The 11,547-nt window shown below is 50.3% G+C and carries 11 protein-coding genes and 1 tRNA gene; 10 read left to right on the plus strand and 2 right to left on the minus strand.

What is annotated here, in order from left to right; genetic code table 11:
* From AGRI_RS16700 to AGRI_RS15820, 8 genes are all read left to right on the plus strand, one after another.
* The coding region (locus AGRI_RS16700) for a hypothetical protein (protein WP_237713114.1) at positions 1-204 on the plus strand (204 nt) is incomplete at its 5' end.
* Positions 205-664: 460 nt separating this feature from the next.
* Positions 665-741, plus strand: a tRNA-Trp gene (locus tag AGRI_RS15790).
* Between the two features lie 9 nt (positions 742-750).
* Entirely contained in the window at positions 751-1,062 is a 312-nt protein-coding gene (locus AGRI_RS15795) for a hypothetical protein (protein WP_008985865.1), read from the plus strand.
* Positions 1,055-1,495: a ribosomal protein S18-alanine N-acetyltransferase gene (rimI, locus tag AGRI_RS15800; protein WP_008985866.1), complete on the plus strand. Its 441-nt coding sequence runs from the start codon at positions 1,055-1,057 to the stop codon at positions 1,493-1,495. Before AGRI_RS15795 ends, rimI begins: the two co-directional genes overlap by 8 nt.
* Before the next feature lie 111 nt (positions 1,496-1,606).
* Complete coding sequence (gene prfC, locus AGRI_RS15805) at positions 1,607-3,193, plus strand: peptide chain release factor 3 (RefSeq protein WP_008985867.1); 1,587 nt, start codon at positions 1,607-1,609, stop codon at positions 3,191-3,193.
* An 11-nt stretch (positions 3,194-3,204) separates the two neighbouring features.
* Entirely contained in the window at positions 3,205-4,944 is a 1,740-nt protein-coding gene (gene argS / locus AGRI_RS15810; RefSeq protein ID WP_008985868.1) for an arginine--tRNA ligase, read from the plus strand.
* Between the two features lies 1 nt (position 4,945).
* Positions 4,946-5,584, plus strand: coding sequence for a pyridoxamine 5'-phosphate oxidase (pdxH, locus tag AGRI_RS15815; protein ID WP_008985869.1), 639 nt, complete (start codon positions 4,946-4,948; stop codon positions 5,582-5,584).
* Positions 5,585-5,645: 61 nt separating this feature from the next.
* Positions 5,646-6,437, plus strand: a complete 792-nt coding sequence (locus tag AGRI_RS15820) for a TatD family hydrolase (RefSeq protein ID WP_040292200.1) — start codon at positions 5,646-5,648, stop codon at positions 6,435-6,437.
* On the opposite strand, the gene AGRI_RS15825 is transcribed toward AGRI_RS15820, so the two are convergent.
* Complete coding sequence (locus AGRI_RS15825; RefSeq protein WP_008985871.1) at positions 6,413-7,003, minus strand: AhpA/YtjB family protein; 591 nt, start codon at positions 7,001-7,003, stop codon at positions 6,413-6,415. The two genes, AGRI_RS15820 and AGRI_RS15825, sit on opposite strands and share 25 nt — an antisense overlap.
* 80 nt (positions 7,004-7,083) lie before the next feature.
* Here AGRI_RS15825 and serB point away from each other — a divergent pair, with 80 nt between their 5' ends.
* Together serB and AGRI_RS15835 are read left to right on the plus strand one after the other, a co-directional pair.
* Positions 7,084-8,094: a phosphoserine phosphatase SerB gene (gene serB / locus AGRI_RS15830; RefSeq protein WP_008985872.1), complete on the plus strand. Its 1,011-nt coding sequence runs from the start codon at positions 7,084-7,086 to the stop codon at positions 8,092-8,094.
* Positions 8,091-8,996 carry an alpha/beta fold hydrolase gene (locus AGRI_RS15835; RefSeq protein ID WP_008985873.1) on the plus strand — a complete coding sequence of 302 codons (906 nt, stop codon included), beginning with the start codon at positions 8,091-8,093 and terminating at the stop codon, positions 8,994-8,996. Before serB ends, AGRI_RS15835 begins: the two co-directional genes overlap by 4 nt.
* On the opposite strand, the gene AGRI_RS15840 is transcribed toward AGRI_RS15835, so the two are convergent.
* A complete protein-coding gene (locus AGRI_RS15840; RefSeq protein ID WP_008985874.1) occupies positions 8,962-11,490 on the minus strand; it encodes a PilZ domain-containing protein in 2,529 nt (842 codons plus the stop codon). The two genes, AGRI_RS15835 and AGRI_RS15840, sit on opposite strands and share 35 nt — an antisense overlap.
* Between the last annotated feature and the right edge of the window lie 57 nt (positions 11,491-11,547).

Below are 11,547 nucleotides of genomic sequence, written 5' to 3' on the forward strand. Positions count from 1 at the left end.
CATCCTGCGATGGTAATAGAAGAGATAAAGCGAGAAGATAAAACAGACTTATCACAGCGAGCGATATCCGCGCCATCAATGACACACCGCACTGTGACTAAACGCCCCCTGCACGAAAAGCGAAACCAAACGTTTACACCACTTTCAGACTCCGGTACGCCCGCCGTACCGGAGTCATCCTGTGATAGTGATAGAAAAGATTAAGCCAAACGCCACCAAAGACTTATCACAGCGAGCCATAGCAACAATATCAAGGATTACAGCACACTTTGACTAAGCACCCCCTGCACGAAAAGCGAAACCAAACGTTTACACCACTCTCAGACTCCGGTACGCCCGCAGTACCGGAGTCATCCTGCGATAGTGATAAAGACACGCAAGCGAGACAGCAAAGCAGACCAATAACAACGAGCCATATCCGCGCCATCAATGACACATCGAACTACGACCAAGCTGCCTCTATCTGCAAAGCCATACGAATTAATGCCAATACCTAACTACACCGCTCTGGCAATGCGATTAACCCGCATTGCAGCGCTCAGAGCAGCATGCTAAGGTGCAGTTTAATCGCACATAATGTATGTTTTGTATGCACTTGAATAATGCTTTGCAGTTTTCTGCTTTACCTTTGTTGGCTTCTTTGTATAATGGCGACTCCAACGCTAGGGGCATAGTTCCAATTGGTAGAACAGCGGTCTCCAAAACCGATGGTTGGGGGTTCGAATCCCTCTGCCCCTGCCACTTCCTGATATGACAAATCTTAATTCAACTCAATATTTACTGTTACAGCAACTCGGTATCAAGCCATTGCAACCGAAGCAAGGTTTTTTCGCTATGCCGGAAAAGGCTCTGCCACCAGCTGGTGAACGCTTGAGTGGTCAGCTAGTTGCTGATCTGGAAACCTGTCTGACGCTGACCTCTTTGCAAGGTTACCGCATAGCGGCGCAGCAGAATACGTTTAGCGTGCAGCACCAACAATTACTGCTCGATCCCCAGTTCCAATTTACTCCTCAACAAAAACGCGCGCTCTGGACACTGCTGGGTGATTATATCAATGACTGAGATCCGCCCGTTAGAGCCTAAACAGATAGCCGAGCTTTATCTGATTGAACAAGCTGCCAATCCTTATCCCTGGTCAGAGAAGGTATTTGCCTCTTGCTTTGGCGAGCGCTACTTTAGTTTTGGTATCTATCTGCAGGGACAATTACAGGGTTTCTATTTTGGCCAGCATATCGCTGTCGAAGCGCAACTGTTTAATATCTGTGTGCGGGTCGATGCGCAAGGGCGGGGGCTGGGGGCTCAGTTACTGCAGCATTTTATCGCTCAGTGCCAGCAACGTCAGGTGCTGGATGCCTGGCTGGAAGTGCGTGAATCAGCAAAGCATGCCATTCAGTTGTATCAAAAGTATGGTTTTATTGAAACCGGCCGCCGCGCCAACTATTACGTTAATGCCGCAGGTCGTGAAGCCGCCGTTTTAATGGCATTACCGCTGTAACAGCTGCTTGCTGTTCAAGATGCTGTGAGTGAGGCGTTACGGCTGCTATAATAGCCGGCATTTACCAATACAGCTGCGACAAAATTCTCAGCGCTATTAGTTACGGAAATTATGACCAATCAAGCTTTTATTGCGGAAGTCGACAGCCGCAGAACCTTCGCTATTATCTCGCACCCGGATGCCGGTAAGACCACTATCACCGAAAAGGTGTTGTTATTCGGGCAACTTATTCAAAAAGCCGGTACCGTTAAAGGCAAAAAATCCGGCCAGTATGCCACCTCAGACTGGATGGAGATGGAAAAAGAGCGGGGCATCTCGGTTACTACCTCAGTGATGCAGTTTCCTTATAAAGACTGTCTGGTTAACCTGCTGGACACCCCCGGTCACGAGGATTTCTCGGAAGATACCTACCGCACCCTGACCGCCGTAGACTCTTGCCTGATGGTGATCGACGGCGCCAAAGGTGTTGAAGATCGCACCATCAAGCTGATGGAAGTTACCCGGCTACGCGATACACCTATTCTGACCTTTATGAATAAAATGGACCGGGATATCCGCGATCCGGTTGATTTGCTCGATGAAGTGGAAAGCGTATTGAAAATCGCCTGCGCCCCTATTACCTGGCCTATTGGTTCGGGTAAGGAATTTAAGGGCGTTTACCATATCCTACGCGATGAGGTGATTTTTTATAAGTCGGGTTTTGGCCATACCATTCAGGATGTCGATATCATCAAAGGTATTGATAATCCTGAGTTGGATCAACGTCTTGGCTATTTCGCGCAACAATTGCGGGACGAAATGGAGCTGGTGCAGGGCGCCAGTCATGAATTTGACCGCGAGTTATTTTTAAAAGGCGAGTTAACACCGGTATTCTTCGGTACGGCGCTGGGTAACTTTGGTGTCGATCATATGCTGGATGGACTGACTGACTGGGCTCCGGCACCCCAGGCGCGTGAAACCACCAGTCGTAAGGTTGAGCCAACAGAGAGTGGCTTTAGCGGTTTTGTGTTTAAGATCCAGGCGAATATGGATCCGAAGCACCGCGACCGCGTCGCCTTCCTGCGTATCGTGTCGGGCAAGTATGAAAAAGGTATGAAAGTTCGGCACGTCCGTATTGGCAAAGACATTTTGATCCCGCAGGCTTTAACCTTCCTCGCCGGCGATCGCGAGCATCTGGAAGAGGCCTATCCCGGTGACATTATCGGTTTGCATAACCATGGTACGATCAAAATTGGTGACACCTTTACCACTGGCGAAGATATGCAGTTTACCGGTATCCCGAACTTTGCACCGGAATTGTTCCGCCGAATCCGGTTGCGTGATCCGCTGAAACAAAAGCAATTATTAAAAGGCCTGGTACAGCTGTCAGAAGAAGGCGCAGTGCAGGTGTTCCGGCCGCTGGATAATAACGATCTGATTGTGGGTGCCGTTGGCGTACTGCAGTTTGACGTGGTCGTGCATCGCTTAAAATCAGAATATAACGTTGATGCCTTGTACGAGAGTGTCAACGTCAGCACGGCGCGCTGGGTTTATTGCGATGATGCCAAAGCGCTGCAGGAATTCCAGAACAAAGCCAGCACTAACCTGGCACTGGATGGTGGCGATAACCTGACCTATATTGCACCGACCATGGTTAACCTTAACCTGGCGATGGAGCGTTATCCGAAGATCAAATTCTTCAAAACCCGTGAACATTAACAGGTTAAGTAATGAATATTAAACAGCTTTTAGCCAATAAAACTCAGGACGCCTTTATTACGTTAGGCTTGCCGGCTGAGACCAATCCGGCGGTGACGCAAAGCACTAGGCCGGAATTTGGTGACTACCAGATCAATGGCGCGATGAGCGCCGCCAAACAGTTAAAAACCAACCCTCGCCAGCTGGCTGAGCAACTGGTTGCGTTGTTAGCGCTGGATGACCTTGCTAGCAAGGTAGAGATCGCGGGTCCTGGCTTTATTAATGTGACCTTAAAGCCTGAGTGGCTGGCCGGTGAATTAGCCCAAGCTGCCAGTAATGCCCGCCTGGGTGTCAGCGCGAATCCGCAACCACAAACCATAGTGGTGGATTACTCGGCCCCAAACCTGGCGAAGGAAATGCACGTTGGTCATTTGCGTTCGACCATTATCGGCGATGCCGTGGTCCGTACCCTGGAGTTCTGGGGTGATAAGGTGATCCGGCAAAACCATATGGGGGATTGGGGCACCCAGTTCGGGATGCTGATCGCGCATCTGGAAGATAAGCTGGCTGAGGGCGTGGATCTCGAAAGCGTCGCGCTGGCCGATCTGGAGGACTTCTACCGTCAGGCAAAAAAGCGTTTTGATGATGAAGCCGGCTTTGCGGATAAATCCCGTGACTATGTGGTGAAACTGCAAAGCGGAGATGCACATTGCCAAAAACTGTGGCAACTCTTTATCGATACCTCGGTTAAGCACAGTAATGAAGTCTATCAGAAGCTGAATGTGACGCTGACCGATGCCGATATCAAACCGGAAAGCGCCTACAATCCGATGCTACAGCCGATTGTTGACCAACTGGTTGCAGCTGGCATTGCGGTTGAAGATCAGGGCGCGCTGGTGGTGTTTTTAAGCGAACTGGCCGATAAAGAAGGCAAGCCATCGCCCTTTATTATTCAGAAAACCGGCGGTGGTTTCCTGTATGCCACCACCGATTTAGCCGCGTGTCAGTATCGTAGCCATCAGCTGGCGGCGGACCGGATTATTATCTTTACCGATGCCCGCCAGGCGCTGCATTTTAAACAGGTTGAACTGACGGCCCGTAAAGCCGGTTTACTGCGTGCCGACACCGCTTATGATCATTGCCCGTTTGGTACCATGATGGGCGAAGATGGTAAGCCATTTAAAACCCGTACCGGCGGCACTGTTAAGCTGGCTGAACTGCTGGAAGAGGCAGTAGTGCGGGCGGATGCGGTGGTGCGGGAAAAGTCCAGCGAGCTGTCGGAGCAAGAGATCGCCGAGATCGCGCGTAAAGTGGGGATTGGTGCGGTAAAATTTGCCGATCTGTCGAAGAATCGCACCAGTGACTATATCTTTAGCTGGGATGCGATGCTGGCCTTTGAGGGCGCCACTGCACCTTATCTGCAATATGCTTACACCCGGGTGCGCAGTATTCTGCGCAAAGCCGAGGTTGCAGACAGCTTTCAGGCGCCTATCGTATTGACAGCAGAGCAGGAAAGGCTGCTGGCGGTGAAAATCCTGCGCTTTGAAGAAACGCTGCAGCAGGTGATGAAGGATGCCCAGCCGAATTTACTCTGTAGCTACCTGTACGAGCTGGCCAGTTTATTTATGACCTTCTATGAAGCCTGCCCAATCCTGAAAGATGGCGTTGATCCTGCTGAGCGGGATAGCCGTTTAATGCTCAGTATTATCAGTGCCCGCCTGCTGGCCAAAGGCTTGAACCTGCTGGGTATTGAGGTGATGGAGCGTATGTAACATGAAAATTGATGATATTCGCCGTAGTTACACCAAAGATAAGCTGGATGCGGATAATCTGGCTGCTGATCCGATAGTGCAATTTGAGCAATGGCTAAAAGATGCGATTGCTGCTGAATTGCCGGATCCGACGGCAATGTGTGTCGCGACGGTGGATGCATCAGGCCAGCCGTCGCAACGGCTGGTGCTATTAAAAGACGTCAACAGCAGTGGTTTTACATTTTATACTAACCTTGGCAGCCGCAAAGCCTCTGAGCTGGCGGTGAATCCGAAGGTCAGTCTGCACTTTCCCTGGCATCCACTGGAGCGTCAGGTGATTGTTTACGGCACCGCCGAGCGCGTACCCAGCAGTCAGGTGGTAAAATATTTTCTGTCACGACCCAAAGAAAGTCAGCTGGCGGCCTGGGCCTCAGAGCAAAGCCGGCCGATTTCGACCCGGCATGCCCTGATGCAAAAGTTTGCCGAGATCAAACATAAGTTTGCGCATGGCGAAGTGCCGTTACCCTCGTTTTGGGGCGGTTTTTTGGTGAAGCCGTCGAAAATAGAATTCTGGCAGGGGGGCGAACACCGCTTACACGATCGCTTTATGTATCAGCGTCAGGCAGATGGCAGCTGGCAAATTGAGCGGCTTTGTCCTTAATTAAGCCATGGCCTCATTTAGCTCTGCAACAATTAACCCAAGCCGCCTGCGATCAGGCGGCTTGGCGCTTTTTGATACCCACTGTCACCTCGACTTACCACAATTGGCACCACAGCAGCAGGAGCATTGGCAGCAGGCACAGCTGGCCGGTGTCAGAGCACTGCTGATCCCGGCGGTTTCAGCTGCAGCCTGGCCTGACTTACTGCAATTACGGGCCACAGAACCCGCCTGGCAAATTGCACTGGGGATACATCCCTGGTGGGCGGCGCAGCATAGCTTACAGCAGGTGACACAACTGGCTGACTTACTGGAACAGCACCGCGGGCAGGTAGCTGCAGTAGGTGAAATTGGCCTTGATTTTGTGCTCGATAGCGACACCTTCGAGCTGCAGCAGCAGCTATTTAGTGCCCAACTGACGTTGGCTAACCGTCTGGATCTGCCGGTGATCCTGCATCATCGCAAAAGTCAGGTGCAGCTGCTGGCGGAGTTAAAACGGCAACGTTTTGCCGCTGGCGGCATCTTGCATGCATTTTCAGGCAGCTATGCGCAGGGGATGGCCTTTATCGAGCAGGGTTTTAAACTGGGTATCGGTGGCACTATAACTTATGAGCGCGCCGAGAAAACCCGTAAAGCGGTATCAAAGCTGCCGCTTGCGGCCTTAGTGTTAGAGACGGATGCACCGGCAATGCCGCTGTCTGGCTTTCAGGGGCAAATCAATACCCCAGCGCAGTTACTGCGGGTGTTTGCAGCTTTATGCAGTTTACGCTCTGAACCCGCAGCTGTCATTGCGTCACAACTGTGGCAAAACAGTTTGGCGGCGTTAAAACTTCAGGGGTGTGGCCGATTGGCCTGATAGCGTTCAGCAAAATGGTAGAAGCTGCGCTTTATCAGCATCCCAATGGCGGCAGTCAGTAAAAATAAACCCAGCATTTGCTGCATTAACTGTTGCCAGAAATCATAGCCTGGAAACAGGCTTTTATCATGCAACATACTAATCTTGATATACCCCAACAGCTGCTCGCCGACCCTGATTTCCTCCACCATAGGTACCAGCGGCAACGATTGCTCGGGGCTGTACATCAGCCGAGCCGGGGTATTGGCTTCCGACCAACTAAGGCGAACACCATTTGCATCGTACACCACCACATCATGTAAAAACGGGTTTTCCGCGATTTGAGCGGTGAGTTGAATTAAGCCATCGAGTTGATCATTTTCCAGCAAGTAACCGGCGGTATGCGACAAGGCGGTCAGAGTTTCTCGCATTAATAGTTGATTTTGTTGTTGTAAAACCAGCTGTCCCTCGGCGCGGGCACTACTCCAGCTATGCAGGATAAACCAGATCCCCAGCACGGCGAGTGCTAACTGCAATAGTGTAATAACACTTGAAGAACGATAAGTGGATAGGCTATGGTGCTGCATAATTTTCATCTGCAAAGTTTAATGCCAGGCGCAATTGGCGCTAGGATGCCATGCCCTCTTCACTAAGTACAGGATCGAAATTGAATCAGATATCGCAAGCTATTCCGTTCGCGGAGCTGTCGCCCGTTGCATTAGTACAGGCCTATCAGGGGTGTTGCCAGCTTAGCTGGCAGCAGGGTCAGTTTAATGCCGTGAGCCAGGCGGCTAAGCCAGAATTGCCGGTTTTGCTATGTTTTGGTGCCCACTTTAGCTGGTCACTGCTAACCACGCTGGCACAGGCGCTGGCATTACCCGATGGGGTCGTTAAACTGAGTTTGCTACAGCCTGTGCCGCAATTGTCGCCAGCCCTGCGTTTGCATTTACCGGACGGTATGGTGCCACCGCAAGCCCTGTTAAATCGCTTAGCACTGGATTACGATTGCCAACTGGTTTATCTCAGGCAGCAACCCAGCTTGCGCCAGCCGGGGCTGCTGGTAATGGATATGGATTCTACTGCTATTGAAATTGAATGTATCGATGAGATCGCTAAGTTAGCAGGGGTTGGCGAACAGGTCGCTGCTATTACTGTCCGTGCGATGAACGGTGAGCTGGATTTTGCGCAAAGCCTGTTGGCCCGGGTGCAAACCTTAGCCGGTGCCCCGGAGTCGGTGTTAAGTGATGTACTAAAGCAATTGCCGCTGATGCCTGGTTTGACTGACTTGGTCGCGGTGTTACAACAGCATCACTGGCAGGTTGCCATTGCCTCCGGTGGTTTTACTTATTTTACCGAGGCACTAAAACAGCGACTACAACTCAGCGCTACCTTTGCCAACCAGTTAGAAATCGTCGATGGCACGTTAACTGGTCGGGTGCTGGGGAATATTGTCGATGCTAAGCGTAAAGCCGAAGTGGTGCACGAGCTGGCACAGCGTTACCAGATAACGCCATCGCAGACGGTGGCAATCGGCGATGGCGCCAACGATCTGCCGATGTTAGCCGAAGCGGCATTGGGTGTGGCGTTTCATGCTAAACCTAAGGTGCAGGCTGCAGCTAAGGCGGCGATTACCACAGGCTCATTATTACAGTTGCTGTATTTACTGGATTGCCCGTGAGTTTGTTACAACAATCATTGTATCTGGCGCTACCGGACTATCGGCTACATCTGCGGCAGTTGCAGCCGGCTGGCAAACTTATCGCGCCGGTACTCTATCTGCATGGGGCAGTAGAAAACGGCCGTATTTTTTATAGTCAGAGTGGTAAGGGGCTGGGTTGTTTCTTAGCTGAGCAGGGCTTTATTGGCTATGCCGCGGACTTTGCCGGGCGGGGATTATCCACCCCGCGCTTGTCAGAAGGCTTACAACAAAGCCAACAGCAAATGATTTGTCAGGATATTCCGGCGCTGCTGAATTATGTTTATCAGCAGCATCAGCAAAAGATTATTTTGATTTGTCACTCCTGGGCCGGTGTGTTGGCTGCGGCCAGTCTGGCGCGTTTTCCCGAGCTAACCACTAAAGTCCTGGCAAAAGTCTGTTTTGGCAGCAAAAGAGTGATTAGTGTTAACAGTTTCGCCAGAAAGCTGAAAATCGATCTTTGCTGGAACCGTTTAGCACCCTGGCTGGGACAACGCTATGGCTATGTGCCGGCAAAACGCTGGCGTTTGGGCGCAGATGACGAGCCAACGCAATTCTTGCTGGATACCGTGCGCTGGATCCGGGGGGAACCCTTTGTCGATTGTAGTGATGGTTTTGATTATCAGGCGGCATGTCAGCACACTAATTGGCCACCCTTGTGGCATTTCGCCGCAGAAAAAGATGAACTGCTGGGCCATCCGCAGGATGTGCAAGCCTTTATCGAGGAGGCTGCTCAGCAGCAAGCACGTTTTACGCTTCTTGGTCGGGCTGCTGGCTATCAGCACCCTTATGACCATATCACGATGTTAACCGCGCCACAGGCACGTAACGAGCATTTCGCTGAGTTGGCTAACTGGTTAAAGCGCTTGCCGTCTGCAGAATAGCCTGACGTTGTTGTTGCTGAGCCTGACTTTGAGAGGGCGCAAAGCGGTTGACAAACTCGGTCGAGATTTCTACACCATCGGCTACACCTTCGACATGCCAGAGTTCTTCTTCCAGCGATTTAGCTTTGTGGATCGCATAGACACTGATATAACCCAGCTCTTTGGCGATGTACTCCGAATCGAGTTTACCGGTACGGGTTAGAAAGAACCTAAAAGCAAACAATGTATGCTGCTCAATAGCGTCTACCGCAAACAGCTTTAACTCATCCGCAGTGGCAAACTCAAAGTTAAAATAGCTACTAAACTGGCGCTGGCCAGCCACCGTCGCAACCCGGATATAGAGTTCGTAAGCTTTAGGGGGATCCTGGCGTTTCATTTGTTTTAGCTGATTGGCAAGTTCATAATTGAGCGTATGTGCTTTGGTTAGCAACTCGAAACTAAGATTGTTCTGCTCTTCCTGCGCCAGTAAAAGCAGGCTGTGGAGCGGATTGGGCTGAGCACCCTGGCCAAGGACGTTAATGTCATGCCTCAAGCCTTTGCGATGCACAAAGATGGCGAAGTTAGACAGGGCCTTTAAATACATATTACGCAGCGCATCAGAAAGCCCCGGATATTTTGGCGTTTCCTCAGCTACGGTCAGTTTATTCTTATTACTTTGAATAAGTTGTTGAAAAAACTGCTTGCCCTCATGCATATCCGCTTTGGCAATCTTAAGATTCATAATGGTGCGGCTTTTACTTACCGCCATTATCTCGTAAGGTAATCTGCTTAGCTGATGTTTAAGCGTGATTTTTTGTAAATCGGGAAGATCCAGCAACACAATATCGCCTTTTTGCAGATTAACCGGCTGCGAAGCCTCCAGTTGCAGGCCCCCAGAGGAAAAATCACGACTAAAAGCTGTCAGTGGCTCGCTATCTTGTTTTGTACGCACCAATACAGTGGTTTTATATAAGTAACGGGATTCAGCGCGTAAGTTGACGTAATGGATTGGGATGGCTTCGCAAAGTGTGCCGGGCGCAGCTTTGCTTAATCCAAACTTGTTTAATGCTGCCAACTTGGAAGTGTCGTAGGTGTGGCCGGTGTAACAATGCCGCTGCTCCGCCGAACTAATATCTGTCAGGACTGCAATATAATAAATAGGCTCCAGCATACCTCGCAGCAAAGGTGAGGTTTGCTGGACACCGTGTGAGCCAGGTAATGCGAATTCGCTCTGGCTATTTGTCGCGCTGGTTTTTTGCAGGCTCAGATGGAAGATGCGCCAACTCGGTTTACCTGCACCAAAACCAAAAAACATGGCCCTTAGCGAAGGCTCTGTGGCTAATTCACTGCTTAAGGCTGCATAGAAGTAGAGCTTGCCTTTGGCGGCATGAGTAAAACAGTACAAAATATCAGTGCGTTCGGCCAGAGGGCGGTTTAGCAAATGTTTTAAGCGGCGGGCTGAAAGTAGATGGCTGAGCACTGATTGTTGTTGCTCGTCCAGAAAGTAATGCCAACAGCCTTTATTATAATCACTGGTTAAACAAAAGCGACTGGCAACCTGCCCATCCAGGATGCTCAGATAAACCGGTAGACTATTGATACGGGGCAGATAGTATTGTTCGTAACCTTTGGTGATTACGGCATCTGTGGTGTTATCCAGATTAACTTTATAACGACGTTTGTTACCATTAATAAAGCTCTGCAAAAACTGGTTAAACTGCGGGTGTTGCTCGGGTGCCAGACGTTTCAGCCGCCAATAGGCATATTTGTCCTGCAGCTCTTTGCCGACCACCTGATAGTCCAGCCCCTCTGGCAAGTTAAGGGTAAACTCTTTTTCCAGGCCTTTTAGCACCAGATTAATTACATCACCGGGTTCGGCGACTTTATCTGCCGGGACTTTTAATTTACAGCCGGAGACAGACAAATCACTGGTAATGGCGGCATAACGTTCTGTTGCGGTGCGAACTTCTACCTCGATGCCAAAATTCATCCGCTCTTCAATCCGGCTGATATAATTGCCAAATTGCACAAACTTATTTGGCTGATGCTGTTCCGGCGTATCGGTCAACTCCGGTTGCGAGCTTGTGGATTCATCAGGTAAGCTCGGACCGCGTCTCAAACTGTCCAGCGTCGTGCGGATCCGCTCTTCGGTTTCTTTACGATGACGCACGCGAAAGTTATTTTCCGCATTCATCACTTCTTCGTATACACCTAACGTATACTGACCATAAGCTGCGATGCCATCCTCAAAAATTTGGCGGGCTTTATCGTCCAGATAATGGGTTTTTTCCCGAAACTCATATGGTTTAACTTCGCCGTCAACATGCCCTCGCAAGTCAATATAATAATTGCAGGGTTGTGCCAGCCTTTTCAGCTCCATTTTCAGTAGAAACTGCTTGGATTTCGGAATACCGGCGGTCAGACTGGCAAAGGTTTGCTCAAACTCAGCCGAGTGCAGCAGACCTTTCATCCGCTCGATAATACCAAAATAGGCTTTCAAGTCTGTTGACGTCATAGTTTGATGATTCAGTTGCCAATTAGATGGCAGCCTCTGGTTATAATAAGGTTAAGC

Source organism: Alishewanella agri BL06, assembly GCF_000272005.1.
GTDB classification, from domain to species: Bacteria; Pseudomonadota; Gammaproteobacteria; order Enterobacterales; family Alteromonadaceae; genus Alishewanella; species Alishewanella agri.